Here is an 18,165-nt window from a genome sequence, read left to right on the forward strand (position 1 = left end):
TTATTTTCAACCGACTCTGCATTTATATTATGCAGCTTAAATGCCGATTAGCTTAACTCAGGATTTTGGAAATTCTCAAACAACGGGAGAGTGACGTAAAAAGTGCTGCCTTCACCCAATACACTTTCAGCCCAGATGCGTCCACCGTGCTGTTGCATAATACTCCTACAAATTGCCAAACCTAAACCAGTACCATCATGGTTACGTGAATCTGAGGAATCAACTTGTTGAAAGCGCTCAAAGATACTCTCAAGTTTGTCAGTTGGGATACCGCGTCCGGTATCTTTGACTGTCAACAAAACTTCATCCCCTTGTTGTTGCATCCCCAACCAAACCGTAGATCCAGCAAAGGAAAATTTAATGGCGTTACTTAAAAGATTGGTCAAAGTTTGGACAATGCGATCGGAATCTGCTAAGACTTGACCTGATAGGGCAGAAATAGATAGCGTCACTCCTGCTTTATCGGCTAAAGGCTGTATGACATTTACTGCTTGAGTGATCAAATCAACAATATTGCAAATTTCTGGTTCCATCTTCGCCTTACCCGACTCGATCCGCTCAATGTCCAGGATGTCGTTGATTAAGCGTACTAGGCGTTCGCTGCTATCAGTAGCAATTTGCAGTAGGCGTTTTCCCTGCTCTGAGTCTGTCGGTAGTAAACCACTGGCTAGCATTCCTAAAGAGCCGTGAATCGAAGTTAGAGGTGTGCGAAGTTCGTGACTAACAACAGAGACAAATTCATCTTTCATCCGTTCAATTAGCTTGCGCTCCGTTATATCTCGCAAGATAACTGTATAAAATATTTCCTCGCCCATATCTATTTTAGAGATGGAAGCTTCTGCTGGAAATTCAGTGCCATCCTTTCGGCGGCCATAGATTTCACGCCGTTCTCCCATCCGACGGGCAAGGTTGGGAGATTTACCAAAGTCAACCACATGTTGACGATGCGCTTGGAAAAAGCGCTGCGGTAAGAGTAAATCGAGACCCTTGCCAATCACTTCCTGGGCAGAGTAGCCAAAAATCTTTTCTGCTCCTTGATTAAACAAGGTAATGCGTTGGAATCCATTGATGGAAATAATTGCATCATCAGCAATATCTAAAATCCGGGCAAATCGGGCTTGAGAAAATCGTAATTCTTCCTGTGTGCGCTGACGTTCATCAAGTTGTGACTGCAACTGTTGATTCACGTTAATTAACTCGGCGGTGCGCTCTGCTACTCTCAATTCTAGTTCGTTGATGGCTTGTAAATTCGGGAATGAGGGCGATGAGTGGGATGAGGAAGAATTTACTTCCCTATCTCCCCCTGCTCCCCCTGCTCCCCCTGCTCCCCCTGCTCTCCTGCCCCCGTGCGCCACACGTTGCCGCAATTTTAACCGTTCTAAGCGATTGACGATTCGGGTTACTAGTTCTGGCCCGACAATGGGCTTGCTTACAAAGTCATCAGCACCAACGCTAAATACCTGATTTACCATCTCGGCATCACTATGAACAGTGAGGAATAAGATGGGTAACTGACTCCAGCGCGAATCTTTGCGTACAAATTGGCAAAGTTCTATACCATTTGTATAAGGTAATTCCACATCCAAAATCAGCATATCTGGGGCAACCGCTTCCAAGGTTTCCCATAACTGACGCGGATCTTCAAGAGCGATCGCTTTGAGTCCCCAAGGACTAAGTAAAGTTTGCAACAATGCCTGAATTTGCGGATCGTCATCCACAACCAATATTTTAGTTTCTGCATAAGAATCGTTTTGCAGCGGTTGCGCCACTGTTTTTAATGCCTGTGGGGTTGGTGATGCAGATATTGCCGCCGCGTCGTTTCCCTCAATTTCCCGACGCAATAACTTTACCCAACTTTCGAGGTTGCTAATCTGAGATTTACTCAAGGTTTGGCCAGAACCCAGTAGCAATTCGATATTGCGTGCCATTTTTGAGCCAAGAGGTAAGCCAAAAGTACCTAAAGAGCCTGCTAAGGTATGCGCTTCTTTGGCTGCAAGGGTGAGCAATTGGACATTTAAACTATTTTGATTTAAATTTGCGATCGCTTGCTCTAGCACCCTCACCTGCTCATCCACGCGCCCTTGAAATCGTTGCCAAATTTCTGCAACTGCCAATAGTGTTTGCTGCTGTGATTTGAGATTTGTAACTGAGGAAGAAGAGGCAGAGGGGCAGGGTGAAGGGTTCAGAGGAGAGGAGTTTTCCCCCTGCTCCCTACTCCCTACCCCCTCTTCCAGTTGTTTCAGACGATAGCCAATACCATAAACTGTTTCAACCAAATCACCGGGCGCTCCTACAGCTTTGAGTTTCTGCCGTAACCCTTTGATATGAGTGCGAACAGCCTCTTCTTGTGGAGTATCTTCATAAGACCAAAGATGTTCTAAAATCATGTCGCAGCTAAACACCCGGCGACTATTTCGCAAAAATAGTTCTAACAGAGCATACTCTTTTGGGGTAAGTGGCAGCAGATTGCCAGCATAAACCACTTCACAGTTACTAGGATCTAGCTGCAACTTACCATATTCCAGCACAGGTTGTGAGGTTGCGCCTTTGCGACGCAACAGCGCCCTAATCCGAGCAATTAACTCCTCTTGGTCAAAGGGTTTAACTACATAGTCATCTGCACCTGCATCTAATCCAATCGCTTTATCATGACTACTATTGCGCCCTGTCAATAACAATATTGGCATTTGCAGACCACTAGAACGGATTTTACGACAAAGACTAATACCATCCAGCTTGGGTAACATTACATCTAGGAGGATTAGATCATAATCGTAAATTTGAATCAAATCCCAAGCAGCATTACCATCAGTGGCAACTTCAACCGCATAGTTTTGGTCAGTCAAAACGGCGGTGAGTGCATAGGCATTTAACTCGTCATCCTCTACAACTAAAAATTTCATGTTAAAAGCTTTCCAAGCTAAAATGGATACAACAGATAACAAGCAATAAACTTAAATTACAAAATTAATTACAGCGCTTTTTAAGTAATTAAACCACACCACTCCCTAATCTCTGCATCCTCCAACTGATTCACGTTGACTGTTAACAGTTAACAGTCAACGGCGTCGGGGTGTCTCTCATCGCATCTGTAGAATATTGAGTTTTCCCAACGCCTTTTTATAAATAAATTTAGGGCTGCTAAGTCCATGAAGGCAGGGGAATTTCAAAATCCTGCCTCCTGCTCCCTGCTCTCATGGCTATTCAGAATACGCTACAACAGAAAAAAGCCTCTGCTAAACCTGTGAAAAAACGAGTAACGCTTACCTTCCCGAAACGCGCAGTACAAATGCCAGTCACTTATGTACTGGCGAAAGAGTTCAACGTCGCGGCCAATATTATCCGCGCCCAAGTTGCCCCAAATCAAATTGGCAAACTGGTAGTAGAACTATCGGGAGATATCGATCAATTAGATGCGGCGATCGAGTGGATGCGATCGCGCCATGTTAACGTTTCTTATACTTTAGGGGAAATTGCGATCGACCCAGATGTGTGTGTCCACTGTGGCTTGTGTACTGGGGTTTGTCCTACCGAAGCCCTCACCCTCAACCCAGAGACATATAAATTGATATTCACGCGATCGCGTTGTATCGTCTGCGAACAGTGTATCCCCAGTTGTCCCGTACAAGCAATTTCCACTAACCTTTAACAATCCAAAATCCAGAATTGATCTTATCCCAGCTTAAACACATCCGCTATTACACCATCATCACCCACCAACCTAGTTTTTGCTGGAGAGTCATAAACTACCAATATCGAAGGTATGCCAGCTACATCCTGAAAAAGCGTCATTCCTTCAGCGTGATCTTCCCGATTTCCATAAGGAATATCTTGCACCAAATCTGGGTTGCTGAAGACATTTTCCCGCAAGTTAACGCCATTTACCCAGCGATAAAGTTGTACGGGTCCATCTAAATCCATCGTTGGCCCAGCTAAAATCAACAAATCTTTTCCATCTACATACAAATGCCGAACTCCCAAACCATTCAACCAGATAAAATGCTTTTTATATAACTCCTTTGCTTCTCCAATTTCCCGCAGTTTTAGAATTCCAGGGCTAGAATCTTCTAACTCAATTTCCAGCACTACAGCCCAACCTCGCAATACAGGGCCACGCAAACCCAGAAAAATGCGATTTTGATAAACCCCTATTCCTTCAATATCAAAGCCGTTATCTTTCCCTGGAATTGCAGCCTTGATAAATAAGCCTAAATGGGCGTCATCTGCTAAAGCTGTCATCAGTAAATTACCCTGGTTTACCACCTCTAGTTTAGCGGCATTCAATTGTACATCTGGATTTTGGGGGTGTGGGCAACATGAGAATAACTTACCGTCTATCAAAGGAATCCGTCCTAAGAGGTAACGGTTGGGTTCTAATTTAATTTTTGCCAGCCTTTTAAAGTTTTGTGCATCGATCTTATCAGGTTTAGGTTTTTTGCGTTTGTAGCTATGAGAACCAACAAACCACAAGTAATAATCTGTATAAGCAAGTCCTTCTATATCAATTTCTTCATCTTCTGGCGCAGGTAAATTTATAAATTCTGCTACCCTAAATTGTTGATGATCTGCAAATTTATCAGTATCAACCAAAGACAGGCGTTCAATCGTTGAGGTTTCATCTGACCCCAACCATAAATATTTCTGGTCTGTTAGCAGCACTGCTGATAAATCTTCTCTATATTCTTTAAAATTATCTACAAAAGTCAATAGAACTTGATTAAGCAAATTTGAGTTTGACATTTTATAATTACAAAAAGGTTAATGATGCTATCATAATAAATAATTTAATATTATGCTAAATATTTTTAGAAGCTATCCTACATATATAATCGCCACAGTTAATCTGCTCTTTAGACCTTTGATAGATATTGGATATTTCTATAAGAGGATGCAAGTATCAATCCTTATAAGCATACTTGATAATATCCATTGAAGAAAGAATATCAAAAGCAGATGCAAGCTTTTAACTAATGTTATTATTCAATAACCGCATGAGGTAATCGTCATTTAAGATTAATTATGAAATTAGCCACACAACCTACGGTCAAAAGTCTAGGAGACTACGCCTATCAAGCGATTGAAAAACACTTTAAAAAAACCTTGAAGTGGGAAAAATCAGTAAAGAAAGATGAAGATCCAGAAGCGTTGCATCAAATGCGAGTGGGAATGCGTCGCTTACGCACGGCTGTAACTCGGTTTGAGCTAGCGGTGGATTTGCCGAAGCCAGTCAGCGATAAAAATATTGGTAAAATAGCCCGTCGTCTTGGTAGTCTGCGAGATTTAGACGTACTCAAAGAAAGTTTGGAAAACAATTACAAACCAAACTTACCCTGCAAAGAACAAGAATCTCTACAAACAGCTTTCAAAGCTTTAGCTAAACAACGTGAAGATGTACTATTGAATGTGCAGAAAACGTTAAAAGATGAATCTTACAAGTCTCTAAAAGATACATTATACAAGTGGTTAGATAAACCCAGTTATCAACCTTTGGCATCTATTACTATCCAGCAAGTACTACCAGATTTACTTTTACCAGAAGTAAGTAATTTCTTACTACATCCAGGTTGGCTAGTTGGCACTCAAATTGTGGAATCAGAGATAAAAATTCAAAATAATTGGGAACCAGAAAAGATAGAAAAACAATTAACAACACAAGGCGAACTTCTTCATAGCTTGCGAAAAGAGGCTAAACGTATACGCTACCAGATGGAGTTATTTACTGACTTATATGGTGAGTCTTACGGAGCTTATCTTACAGAAGTGAAAAGTATCCAAGAGATTTTGGGTGCGATGCAAGATAGTGCTGTCTTAACTGACTGGCTTACAGATGTCTTTAAGTCAGAACTTGATAGTGAGTTGCCTACCCTTGCTACTTTGTTAACTCAAAATCGCTACGAGTCGTGGCAGCAGTGGCAACCCTTGCAAGAACGTTATCTGAAACCTGAAACTAAGCATAGCTTTCATTTAACAATACTGCACCCACTTTCAGGAGTAATAGGGTGAACTACTCAGACTTGCCTACGGCTAGTCTGAGCTTCTGTAATCATAGGGGAGTGCCTTGGTTGAAAAAGCTCCAGGTGCTTCTAACAATCCTGCTTCAAACAGAGCCATTCTCAATGGCTTTGTTACTAGTTCGCATCTATATAATGGTAGTGCCGGGAATCATCTTACTCCATGCTTTAACCCATTTTTCGCACTTCAAAATGTAATATGAAGTGTTATGTGTACTTTTAGATTCCTCACAAGTTTCTCAAATTATTTCTCTATAACTAACTCTAAGATGAGGATTTTTTAAAAGGCTCATCTAGCCTAAATATTAGAGGTATATATGTTTAAAAAAATTCTGATTACATTGGATTGCTCTGAGATGGGGAAACATGTTTTTGAGCAAGGCTTTGCTTTGGCTAAGATGACTGGAGCTAGTTTATTGCTGCTACACGTTTTATCTACTGAAGAAGAAGGTAGTCCTTATATACCAGTGTCTACTTTTGAATACTATCCAGGAATGTGGGAACAAGTTTCAGAGTCCCACCTACAGGAGTGGGAAAGATGGAAAAATCAAGGTGTGGAGATGTTGCAATCGTTCTGCGCTCAAGCAAATACAGCCGCTGTGAATACTGAATTTAGGCAAATCCCTGGCAGTCCTAGTCGAGTGATTTGTGACTTAGCTGGGAATTGGGGTGCTGATCTCATTGTCATCGGGCGTCGAGGTAACTCTGGTCTAACAGAACTATTGCTCGGCAGCGTCAGTAATTACGTTCTTCACCATGCTCCTTGTTCAGTGTATGTTGTGCAACATCCCATTGATGATAAAGAAGCTGAAGTTGTAAAAGAAAGGGCAAGCGCTTCCACTTCTAGCTAATTTTCCTGGTAATCTCTTCGCAAGTTTTACGGCTGTACCAACCAAAATATCTTAAATCCACGTAGAATCGACAACCACAACATTATCTATAGGAATCCGGTTTGATTTTTGAAAAGATACGTAGGGTGCGTTAGCGACAGCGTAACGCACTATTACCAGGGATTCGGTGCGTTACGGATTTCATCCTAACGCACCCTACAATACTTAACTTTGTTCAAAAATCAAATAGTAATCCTATAGTGCTGCTAGTTAATGCTGACTCTCTAGCCAGTCATGACACTTGTGCAGGTAACTGATCACAGCACAAGTGTCATCGCAATTTTATAAACACAATACAGTTTTTACAACAATAATCTGAGGATAAAAAAGACGGGTTGCAGCCCGTCTAAATAGCTTGAAAGTGCAAATACACCTTATATAGTATTGAAAATAACACAGTTAATTTCTTAGAGTTGCCAATTTGCCAAGTCAGAAAAAGAACAGATATCGAACTGCTACTTGTTTTGTTTAGAACCGTTCCACAAGTTATAGTATTCCTAGCTAAATGCTTTACCGATAAATGTTTGAGGGTTTTTGGGAATTGTCATGGGACTGCTTGCACTCATTAAGGAATTTTGACTACTCTCAGGTCTGAAAACTGTAATAATTGTTCTGGCAAGATATTGCTTTGTCTAAGTCAGTCATAGTAGAGTTTACAGCTACTGGTTACAAAGGCTTCTCTAATGTGTTATCAGAGCAAGTCAGTTGTATGTGAACTCAACCAGCAGCTAAGATCAAGGTTTATAAGCAACAAATATGAACGTTTTACTTCTATACCCCCGTTTTCCAAAAAGTTTTTGGTCTTTTGAAAAAACACTGGCTTTATTAGACCGTAAAGCAATGCTACCGCCTTTAGGCTTGGTGACAGTAGCCGCGATATTACCTCAAGAATGGGAGTACAAGCTAGTAGACCGAAATGTTCGTGTCTGTACGGAAGAAGAGTGGGCTTGGGCAGATTTGGTGATTATGTCGGCGATGATTGTCCAAAAAGAGGATTTGCTCTCTCAGATATTAGAAGCAAAACAAAGAGGTAAAAGGGTTGCTGTGGGTGGTCCCTTCCCGACAGCGCTACCAGATGAAATGACATCAGCCGGAGCAGATTACTTGATATTGGACGAAGGGGAAATTACCCTACCCTTATTTGTAGCAGCGATCGCACGGGGCGATCGCACAGGTATTTTTCGCTCTGGCGGTGAAAAACCAGATGTAACAAACACTCCAACCCCTCGCTTTGACTTGCTAGAGTTTGAAGCCTACGCGGAGATGTCGGTGCAATTCTCTCGTGGATGTCCCTTCCAGTGTGAATTTTGCGACATTATTGTGCTATATGGCCGCAAACCCCGCACCAAAAGCCCAGAACAGCTATTAGCAGAACTTGATTATCTCTATAAACTGGGTTGGCGACGTAGTATTTTTATGGTCGATGACAACTTCATTGGCAATAAGCGGAATGTCAAATTATTTTTGAAGTCCCTTCTGCCTTGGATGGTAGAACATAACTATCCCTTTTCCTTTGCCACAGAAGCCTCAGTTGATTTAGCCCAAGATCAAGAACTGATGGATTTGATGGTAGCGTGTAATTTTGGAGCCGTTTTTCTGGGAATTGAAACCCCCGACGAAGAAAGTCTCACTTTCACTCAAAAATACCAAAATACTAGAGATTCGCTCAGTGATGCGGTGAATAAGATTACCCGCTCAGGGTTGCGAGTCATGGCAGGCTTTATCATTGGGTTTGATGGCGAGAAAGTAGGAGCAGGCGCACGAATTGTCAAGTTTGTGGAGCAAACAGCAATTCCCACAGCCTTATTTAGTATGCTGCAAGCACTTCCAGATACAGCGCTTTGGCATAGATTAGAAAAGGAAGGACGACTCCGCAATAAATCAGCCAACATCAACCAAACCACGTTGATGAACTTTGTCCCAACTCGACCTTTAGAAGACATCGCTCGTGAATATGTGCAGGCGTTCTGTGATTTGTATGAGCCAGAGCGGTTTTTGGAACGTACATACAAACACTTCCGGCTTTTGGGCGAAGCAACCTACCCGAAAAAGGGCAAAGCTGCTAAAAAACCATTGAACTGGAAAGTCCTCCGAGCATTTCTAATCATTTGCTGGCGGCAGGGTATACGTCGTCAAACGCGGTGGCAATTCTGGCGCAACTTGTGGAACATGTATAAGCATAATCCGGGTGGAGTGAGTAGTTACTTAGCCGTTTGTGCCCAAATTGAGCATTTCTTGGAGTATCGCCAAATTGTCCGGGATGAAATTGAGGCTCAAGTGGCTGATTTTCTAGAAGCAGAAGCTAGGGTAAAACCTGAAGCACAAGTGATGGTTAATTCGTAGCGAATTAAATTTGACAATACCCCGCAATGTTAATGCATTGCCCTGCATTAAAAACGCTACACTTTTACCGAGCTATCCGCGCCGAGAAAGCCCCTAAATTTATTTATGGGGTTCAGAATTATTCACTTTTGACTTTTGACTTTTAACTTTTGACTTCCCCAAAGGGGCTGATCATGCCACTCGATAATTTGGAGATTAATGAAGCGATCGCAGCACAATTTGCTCAATTAGTGCTGGATTGTATCGGGCGGGAATATCCTAACAGTGGTCTGTATTGGGCTGATAGCGACGAGGATATAAAACGACCGCGTGAATTGACTCCTGCTTTTTATGGTTGCTTAGATTGGCATTCAGCCGTACATGGTCACTGGTTGCTGGTACGTCTGATGCGTCACTTTCCTGAAGCCTCCTTTAATACAGCGTCAAAACAAGCACTTGAGCGAAGCCTAACACCTGAGAAGATTCAAGGAGAAATTGCCCATTTTCAACGGCTGCCCTTTTTTGAATTTCCTTATGGTGTGGCATGGCTTCTGCAACTGGCTGCGGAACTTCACGAGTGGAATCATCCTCAAGCGAAACAATGGCGGGTTGTATTAGAACCGCTAGAAAAGTTGATTGCAGGTAATTTACACCGTTGGATTAACGGGCTGAAACTCCCCAATCGCACAGGGATGCATAGCCAAACAGCTTTTGCACTTGGTTTGATGCTAGATTGGGCAAGGATTACCGAAAATGCTGACTTCATTCAGTTAGTAGAGAACAAGGCACGGCAATTTTATCTCAGCGATCGCAACTACTCTTTAAAATTCGAGCCACTTGGCTACGATTTTCTCTCTCCTGGACTTGCTGAAGCAGACCTGATGCGGCGAGTTCTGCCAACAACAGATTTCACTGACTGGCTCACCGATTTTCTGCCAAAAATACCCATTGATAATTCCGCAAATTGGTTAGAATCACCCGGAGTAGATAATCCTAAAGATTATATGCAATGCCACTTCTACGGTCTTAATCTCAGTCGTGCTTGGATGCTTGAGGGTATCATATCTGGATTGGCAAATAGCGATCGCCGCATAGAAACACTTCGCTCTACTGCCCTTCACCATCGTCATCATGGATTAGCAGATATTGTAAGTGAACATTATGCAGCTAGTCACTGGGTAGGTACTTTTGCTGTTTATCTCCTAACGAATCGTGGATTGCAAGGGCAAACTATTTAAACAGTCTGGGCGATCTAATACCAATTCTGTATGAAGATGCGCTAAACCATATTTAAGTATAGGCAAGAAAAACGAACCGCAAAGGACGCAAAGGATACAAAGTAAAGAAAGAGAGAAAGAAAGAAGTTAAAAGGGTTTGGCGCAGCCTCACAAAGAAATGGTATAACAACCTGTCAAAGTGTTAAATCTGGGTTTTCTTAATCCCCATGCCCAATGCCCAATGCCCAATGCCCCATGCCCAATCCTTAAAAGATGCCAAGTAAATATGCCTTAGCTGACTGAGACTGTCACGATCATAGAGTAAAGAGTAAAAGGCAATCTATTTTGACTTTTAACTTTCTCCTTTTGTTCAACTTTCCACAAGGGTAGGTTTAATCTTGACTAAATTGAAGGTTGGTATCAATGGCTTCGGTCGAATCGGGCGACTTGTGCTTCGCGCTGGCATCGATAACCCCAACATTGAGTTTATAGGCATTAACGACCTAGTACCACCAGATAACCTCGCTTACCTATTAAAGTACGACTCAACCCACGGCAGATTAAAGCACAAGGTTGAAGCCAAGGAAGATGGTATCCTCATTGACGGGCACTTCATTCCTTGCGTGTCGGTGAGAAATCCAGCAGAGTTACCTTGGGGAAAATTAGGTGCAGATTATGTAGTGGAAGCTACCGGACTCTTCACTGACCACGAAGGAGCCGCAAACCACCTGAAAGCAGGTGCAAAGCGAGTAGTAATTTCCGCTCCCACTAAAGATCCAGATCGAGTTACTACCCTACTAATGGGTGTAAATCATCACTTGTTTGACCCCAGCAAGGATATCATTGTCTCCAATGCTAGCTGCACTACAAACTGTCTAGCTCCCATTGCTAAGGTCATCAATGACAACTTTGGGTTGACTGAAGGGTTAATGACGACAGTTCATGCCATGACTGCCACCCAACCAACTGTAGACGGGCCCAGTAAGAAAGACTGGCGGGGTGGTCGAGGTGCAAGCCAGAATATTATTCCCTCTTCCACAGGCGCAGCTAAAGCCGTAGCGTTGGTTTTACCAGAATTGAAGGGTAGGCTGACTGGTATGGCGTTACGAGTTCCGACTCCTGATGTCTCTGTAGTTGATTTAACTTTCAAAACTGCCAAAGCTACTAGTTATAAAGAAATCTGTGCTGCCATGAAGGAAGCTGCCGCAGGTTCACTAGCAGGTATTTTGGGTTACACAGATGAAGAAGTAGTTTCCACAGATTTTCAAGGCGATACCCATTCTAGTATCTTCGACGCAGGTGCTGGAATTGAGTTGAACTCTAACTTCTTCAAGGTAATTGCTTGGTATGACAACGAGTGGGGCTACTCGAATCGCGTGATTGACCTGATGTTGTCTATGTCACAAAAGGAAAAACTCGCATCGGCAGCTGCTGTGGTTTGATTAGGAATTGGGAATTGGGCATGGGGCATTGGGCATGGGGCATTAGTAATTAAGTTTCTTCCCCAATCCCTAATCCCCAGTACCCAGTACCCAATTTGGGATTTGGGTCAAATGGTAAATACACTTAAAACAAAACGCAATCTAGTATCTTTATTTAGCAAACCAGTGATATGAAGCACATGTGAATTTGGATGCGAAGTCTCTTAATTACGAATTACGAATTACGAATTACGAATTGGTATAAACCATCCAAATTTGCAGGTTACTCCTCAACCCCTAATCCCTATGCGTCGAACCAAAATCATTTGTACTGTTGGGCCGGCTACATCTGCACCTGAAAAGCTGCAAGCCTTGGTAAAAGCTGGAATGAATGTGGCACGGCTGAATTTTTCCCACGGGGCTTATGAATTCCACGCCCAAACTGCTCACTATCTCAGACAAATTAGTAATGAGCAGCAAAAGCCGATCGCAATTATGCAAGACCTGTGTGGCCCGAAGATTCGTTTGGGAACTTTACCACCGGAAGGGTTAAATTTAGAAGCTGGTAGTGAAGTCACCTTTGTTTTGCAAGAGAAGGGTGAGAGTATTGAAGAAATACCTCTACCATTACCGACTTTGTTCGCAATGGTGCGGACAGGTGAACCGATTTTAATTAATGATGGTCGCGTCAAGTTGATTGTTACCGATCGCGATGCTGATCATATTCGCGCCCAAGTGAAAACTGGCGGGTTAATTTCCACGCACAAGGGAGTGAACCTACCACAAACTCCTTTACCTGTTAGTTCGATCACCGAAAAAGACTTGCTGGATCTACGCTTTGGGATTCAGTTGGGTGTAGACTGGGTAGCAGTGTCCTTTGTGCGATCGCCACAAGACTTAGAACCCGCCAAGCGCATGATTGAAGCTGCTGGTGCTTCCATCCGCTTAATTGCCAAAATCGAAAGAGCAGAAGCAGTAGAGAGTTTTGACTCTATTCTGAAGGTTGCCGACGCGATTATGATTGCCCGTGGCGATTTAGGGGTAGAAGTACCAATTCACGAAGTCCCCCTAATTCAAAAAGATATTATTCGTCGTTGCAATCGTGCTGGCAAGCCGGTGATTACAGCCACCCAAATGCTAGAGTCGATGATTAGCGCCCCCGATCCTACCCGCGCCGAAGCAACTGATGTTGCCAACTCCATCTTAGATGGTACGGATGCGGTAATGCTTTCTGGTGAAACAGCTGTCGGAGAATATCCCATCGCCGCTGTCCAAATGATGCACAACATCGCCGTGCGGACAGAACAGGCTCTAGATGAGGGTAGCAAACATGCCTGGTGTCATGAAGCAGGCAGTCTCAGCGTTACCGAATCTGTAGCAGAATCCGTGTGTCGCATCGCTTATGAAACAGGCTCACGGGCAATTCTCTGTAACACTTCATCAGGAAGTACAGCGAGAATGGTGTCTAAATATCGCCCTACTTCTCCCATTATTGCCCTCACCTCTGACATCACCGCTTATCGCCAACTAGCGCTTTCTTGGGGTGTAGAAGCTTTACTGATCCCACCAGTTCACAATGCTGAAGAGATGTTTACCAATGTGGTGAACACAGTTGTAGATATGGGTTTAGCGAATAAGGGCGATAAAGTAGTAATTACCTCTGGTGTTCCAATTGGTAAATCGGGAACAACTAGTTTAATCAAAGTGCATTCCATTGGACAGCCAATTTCGGCATAAGGCACTTAGAATAAGGCTGTGGCTCAAGATAGTAAGCAAAATTGGGCAATGATTAAGAAAAATTGCCAGAATCAGAATTGAAGGAAGAGTAAAGAGTGTAAAGAACTGGGGAATAAGTAAATCCTGTAACATTCATCACGGAGTATTTTATGTCTAAGAATTTACTAGAACAATTGCGACAAGTGACTGTTGTAGTCGCAGATACAGGGGATATCCAAGCAATTGAAAAGTTCAAACCCCAAGACGCTACCACCAATCCTTCGCTGATTACTGCTGCGGCGCAGATGCCAGAATATCAGGAAATTGTCGATCAAACTTTACTCCAAGCGAAGAAAGATGCTGGAGCCGGAGCTACCCAAGCACAGATAGTTTCTCTAGCTTTTGACCGTTTGGCAGTTGCTTTCGGATTAAAGATTTTGCAAATCATTCCCGGTCGCGTGTCTACGGAAGTGGATGCTCGCTTGTCTTACGATACCGAAGCTACCTTAACTAAGGCACGGGACTTAATTGCTCAGTATAAAGCAGCTGGAATTGGCCGCGATCGCGTCTTAATTAAAATCGCCAGCACTTGGGAAGGTATTCGCGCTGCGGAAATTCTCGAAAAAGAAGGTATTCACTGTAACCTTACCTTGTTGTTTGGTCTTCACCAAGCGATCGCCTGTGCAGAAGCCGGCATTACCTTAATTTCTCCCTTCGTCGGTCGGATTCTTGACTGGTACAAAAAAGATACCGGACGCGATAGCTACCCAGCAGCCGAAGATCCAGGAGTTTTGTCCGTCACCAAAATCTACAACTACTACAAGAAATTCGGCTATAAAACCGAAGTTATGGGAGCTAGCTTCCGCAACCTTGGCGAAATTACTGAACTTGCAGGTAGTGATTTGCTAACTATTTCACCATCACTTTTGGCTGAATTGCAAGCAACTGTTGGAGAATTGCCACGCAAACTCGACCCCGCCAAGGCAGCAAGCTTGGAAATTGAAAAGATATCCATTGACAAAGATACATACGACAAGATGCACGCCGCAGACCGCATGGCAACCGACAAACTAGATGAGGGTATCAAGGGTTTTACCAAGGCATTAGAAGACCTTGAGAAACTTTTAGCAGACCGACTAGTTCGCCTTGAAGGAGAGGTAGTAGCAAGTCATTAGAACATAACGATAGTTAGTGGTTAGTGGTTCAACCACTAACCATTAGTTAGTTGCATGAGTCATCGTTAATAACCACGTCGGAAAATCTGGTATTGTCCGTAAGGCTGCCGTCGTTGGATAATCTGCCGTTGTCTAAACTGCTGCCGACGTCGAATATTTTGGTATCGTCCAAAAGACCGCCGTGGTCGAATATTTTGATATCGTCCAAAGGGCTGTCGGCGTCGGAGAAACTGCCGCCGTCGAATAATTCGGTATCGTCCTGACCGCCGTTGAGCAATTAAAAGCTCTCCGGTTTTATCTCCAACTAAGTTAGCCTCTGGTGCAGCGCTCTGTTCATTGCGAGCATTACTTAGAGAAATATCCTTCGCTTCAGCTAATGAGGGCGGATACACAAAGGCACATAGCAATAGTGCTATTGAAGATAACTTCTTGAAACCTTTCATGTTTTTGCTTCTACTAGACTTTTGGTAATAACTTTATTAAACACCTGAAAGCCAGCAGATTATTCTCCATCCACTTTTTTTAAACTTAATTTAGGATGAAATTGTGGATTTTAAATTCAACCCTATAGTTGATTGCAAATTGGAGCAGACTGTGTAGTGAAAGAGTTAACTCTCGGAAAATGTAATTTTTCTCAATGGTCAAGCTTTAAAATAAGGTCATCACGCTCCCATTCTTCAAAAGAACGATATCTGATTCAGCAATTTCGGTCTGCTCTTGGTAAAGAAAGCATCGAAGTTGTATGCGGTGCAGTTGAAGAAGATGAACCTTGGTTAATAAGCAGCAGAACGTGAAGTTGAAGAAGAAGTTGGCATCAAAGCATCGGAATTAATTGATTTAGGTGTAGTTGGTTTAGATACTTAAGTTTGGACTAATTGGCATTTAGCAGCAATGAATAGAAAGCAAGAGAAAGTTACCCAACTTCTTTTAGAGGCTGAGTGAAGTGGAATCGTTAAAAAAGAAGCAGAAACTAAGCAGCAGTTAGATCAGCCTTCTTAAGTGATTCTTCAGTTTTAGGTTTTTTAGATGCGTGTTTTTTAACACTGGGATAACGGGGACGTAGAGGTGGCTGATGACCTTGGGCGCGGCCTGGTGATTTACCACGAGTTTTAGGGGGTTGAGCAGGAGTGCCAATGGTGGCTAAAATTAGTGGAAAGGCTTGTGCAACAAGTCCTGGAGACAGTTTATCGTGATTCGATTGCCAAGGCAATGGGGAGTCGATGCAGGCAACTCTGGCTAGCCATAATTGCCAAGTTAACAGGGGCATCAGGTAACTCCATCGCTCTGCTGCCTGAGTAGAACTAAGTTGAGGTTGTGTCCAATACAACCTTTGCTTCGCAAATCGATACCAATGTTCTAGGGCAAAACGGCGTAAGTATTTTTTCCAGATATCCTCTAATGCAGGCATTGTCTGACCCAACCAAGCTAACCATAAGGGTTGGAACTTACGATTACGTCCTACTGGTTTGATGACCTCGACGCGAATGATTTCCATTGCTCGATTTGGAGATTGAAGAAAATGAAACCCACTCCAACGCATTACTTTAACTCGACCAAATTTTAGGTCTTCAACTTCTAGAGTTTCAGTTACCTCTGGCCAAGTTTGGGGGTCATTGAACTTAAACTTATGACCATGTTTACACGGTGCGCCTCGTCCTTTATAAGCACCAGGTGTACCCCATACGCATCGATTAGAAGCTAAACGTAACAACAGGTCTGCGTCAATTTCCTCCGTGGCTTGCACAAATTTGGCGTTGCCATAACCTCGGTCATAAGCGGCAAGCGGCCTTTTTCCTAACTCACGAGTGATGTGTTTGAGTTGGAATGCTGCTTTAGTTGCTGGCGTTTCAAAGCTGGTAATCCGTTCATGTTTCAATGGTAATGCCCAACTCCCATCTGCTTCTGGTATCCACGCTAAGGTACTGTAACTTTGTCCGATGCCTATGCTTCCCCTGGAATCCCCATGAAAAGTTCTTTCTTTTAGTGTCTTCGCTTCTGGTCTTGCCCAAAAGCTATTATCTCCTGCCAGAAATGGCTGTTCATCCGTTTCTACCTCCTGTACCAGCAGCTTCATCAGTTTCCTTTTCGGTGGACGACTATCGTGCAGTGCTGCATAGATGCTCGACCATTGCCGTCGAAATACTGGGCTTTGTGACAAGCTTACAAACGATGGGATACTCGGGCTTGTTAATACTGCATCCATCAATTCAAATACTGCATCTTTAGCCTTTCCCAAACAATCGTAGATAGCTTGGCGGAATTTTTCTAGTTGTGTCAGGATCATCACGTCAATGATTTATCGATTACTTTCATTGACTTTACGGCAGTCAGTGTTACTGCTGACTGCTTTTCTCCAGCTTTTTAGTCCAAACTCCAGTTAGATACATCAATAGACCTGTCGCTTAATAAGGTAAAATCATCGATTAGCCGTTGGGATGAGACAGAAAAATGCTAGACATCAATCGGGTGCTCAAGGAAGATCGTCTGCTTAGAGCATTTAGTGGGCTGAATCGTAAAGCATTTGATGAGTTGTCAGTTGCCCTTGAAATTGTACTCAACGTTGAAGCGATCGCCAACAGCCAAAAGCCTCGGAAACGGTCTGTGGGTGGGGGTTATTGCCTCGATTGCAGCGAGTAGAAGACAAGCTATTTTTCATATTGTTCTACTTCAAGTGCTACCCCACCTTTGATGTGGCGGGAGTACTATTTGACTTACATCGCAGTCGGGCACACCGTTGGATGTTAAGACTACAACCATTGATCGAGACTGTCCTGGGAAAGAAAATGGTATTACCAGAACGTAAGTTGGAGAGTATAGAGGAGTTTATTGCTCGTTTCCCGTATGCTCAAGAAGTCATGATTGATGGGACGGAACGCCCGATTCAACGTCCCAAAGACGAAGAGAAGCAGAAAAGTCATTACTCGGGTAAAAAAAAGCGCCATACTCGCAAACACCTCGTAATGACAGACCAAGCTAAACGGGTACTAGTGCTATCAAAAGCAAGGGAAGGTAAGGTTCATGATAAAAGACAGTTAAATGAGGAAAAATTGGTAGATTTTGTTCCAGATGAAGTTCCGATTCATGTGGATTTGGGGTTTCAGGGATTACAAAAAGAATTTGTCAACATCCGCATTCCAGACAAAAAGCCCAGAGGCAAACAACTAACTGAAGAACAAAAACAATCCAATCGAGAAAAAAGTAGCGATCGCGTTAAATGTGAACACACAATCTCAGGTATTAAGAGATACAAAGTTGCTACAGCAGTATATAGAAATCACATTCGTGATTTAGATGATCGTTTCATGTTGACTGCTGCGGGTCTGTGGAATTTCTACTTGATGGCTGCATAAATTGATGAGTGATATCGAGAATTCTATTTCATCATTTTTTGCTCTTATTTAGCGACAAGTCTA

General features: G+C 43.0%; 14 protein-coding genes. 10 read left to right on the forward strand and 4 right to left on the reverse strand.

What is annotated here, in order from left to right:
• Window positions 1-47 precede the first annotated feature (47 nt).
• Entirely contained in the window at window positions 48-2,903 is a 2,856-nt protein-coding gene (locus VB740_RS11770) for a response regulator (RefSeq protein ID WP_323200185.1), read from the reverse strand.
• Window positions 2,904-3,244: 341 nt separating this feature from the next.
• On the opposite strand from VB740_RS11770, the gene VB740_RS11775 reads away from it, so the two are divergent.
• Window positions 3,245-3,649, forward strand: a complete 405-nt coding sequence (locus VB740_RS11775) for an NIL domain-containing protein (RefSeq protein WP_323200198.1) — start codon at window positions 3,245-3,247, stop codon at window positions 3,647-3,649.
• A gap of 23 nt (window positions 3,650-3,672) precedes the next feature.
• On the opposite strand, the gene VB740_RS11780 is transcribed toward VB740_RS11775, so the two are convergent.
• Complete coding sequence (locus VB740_RS11780) at window positions 3,673-4,740, reverse strand: DUF3616 domain-containing protein (RefSeq protein WP_323200186.1); 1,068 nt, start codon at window positions 4,738-4,740, stop codon at window positions 3,673-3,675.
• A gap of 279 nt (window positions 4,741-5,019) precedes the next feature.
• Between VB740_RS11780 and VB740_RS11785 the strand changes: the two genes are divergently transcribed.
• The 7 genes from VB740_RS11785 (at window position 5,020) to VB740_RS11815 (ending at window position 14,752) form a co-directional block, all read left to right on the forward strand.
• Window positions 5,020-6,003, forward strand: coding sequence for a CHAD domain-containing protein (locus VB740_RS11785; protein WP_323200187.1), 984 nt, complete (start codon window positions 5,020-5,022; stop codon window positions 6,001-6,003).
• Between the two features lie 325 nt (window positions 6,004-6,328).
• Window positions 6,329-6,862 (forward strand): universal stress protein, encoded by a 534-nt coding sequence (locus tag VB740_RS11790; RefSeq protein ID WP_323200188.1) that lies wholly within the window; start codon window positions 6,329-6,331, stop codon window positions 6,860-6,862.
• A 795-nt stretch (window positions 6,863-7,657) separates the two neighbouring features.
• Window positions 7,658-9,244 (forward strand): B12-binding domain-containing radical SAM protein, encoded by a 1,587-nt coding sequence (locus tag VB740_RS11795; RefSeq protein ID WP_323200189.1) that lies wholly within the window; start codon window positions 7,658-7,660, stop codon window positions 9,242-9,244.
• Between the two features lie 173 nt (window positions 9,245-9,417).
• Window positions 9,418-10,461, forward strand: a complete 1,044-nt coding sequence (locus VB740_RS11800) for a DUF2891 domain-containing protein (RefSeq protein ID WP_323200190.1) — start codon at window positions 9,418-9,420, stop codon at window positions 10,459-10,461.
• A 377-nt stretch (window positions 10,462-10,838) separates the two neighbouring features.
• Window positions 10,839-11,882 (forward strand): type I glyceraldehyde-3-phosphate dehydrogenase, encoded by a 1,044-nt coding sequence (gap, locus tag VB740_RS11805; RefSeq protein WP_323200191.1) that lies wholly within the window; start codon window positions 10,839-10,841, stop codon window positions 11,880-11,882.
• Window positions 11,883-12,167: 285 nt separating this feature from the next.
• Complete coding sequence (gene pyk, locus VB740_RS11810; RefSeq protein WP_323200192.1) at window positions 12,168-13,598, forward strand: pyruvate kinase; 1,431 nt, start codon at window positions 12,168-12,170, stop codon at window positions 13,596-13,598.
• A gap of 149 nt (window positions 13,599-13,747) precedes the next feature.
• Window positions 13,748-14,752: a transaldolase gene (locus tag VB740_RS11815; RefSeq protein ID WP_323200193.1), complete on the forward strand. Its 1,005-nt coding sequence runs from the start codon at window positions 13,748-13,750 to the stop codon at window positions 14,750-14,752.
• 65 nt (window positions 14,753-14,817) lie between these two features.
• On the opposite strand, the gene VB740_RS11820 is transcribed toward VB740_RS11815, so the two are convergent.
• On the reverse strand, window positions 14,818-15,195 hold the full coding sequence (locus tag VB740_RS11820; RefSeq protein WP_323200194.1) for a hypothetical protein: 378 nt from the start codon (window positions 15,193-15,195) through the stop codon (window positions 14,818-14,820).
• A 527-nt stretch (window positions 15,196-15,722) separates the two neighbouring features.
• Window positions 15,723-17,036: an NF041680 family putative transposase gene (locus VB740_RS11825; protein ID WP_323200195.1), complete on the reverse strand. Its 1,314-nt coding sequence runs from the start codon at window positions 17,034-17,036 to the stop codon at window positions 15,723-15,725.
• Between the two features lie 164 nt (window positions 17,037-17,200).
• Here VB740_RS11825 and VB740_RS11830 point away from each other — a divergent pair, with 164 nt between their 5' ends.
• Window positions 17,201-17,389, forward strand: a complete 189-nt coding sequence (locus VB740_RS11830) for a hypothetical protein (RefSeq protein ID WP_323200196.1) — start codon at window positions 17,201-17,203, stop codon at window positions 17,387-17,389.
• Window positions 17,377-18,102 carry a transposase family protein gene (locus tag VB740_RS11835; protein WP_323200197.1) on the forward strand — a complete coding sequence of 242 codons (726 nt, stop codon included), beginning with the start codon at window positions 17,377-17,379 and terminating at the stop codon, window positions 18,100-18,102. Before VB740_RS11830 ends, VB740_RS11835 begins: the two co-directional genes overlap by 13 nt.
• Window positions 18,103-18,165: the final 63 nt, after the last annotated feature.

The organism is Nostoc sp. UHCC 0251, assembly GCF_034932245.1.
Taxonomy (GTDB): Bacteria; Cyanobacteriota; Cyanobacteriia; order Cyanobacteriales; family Nostocaceae; genus Nostoc.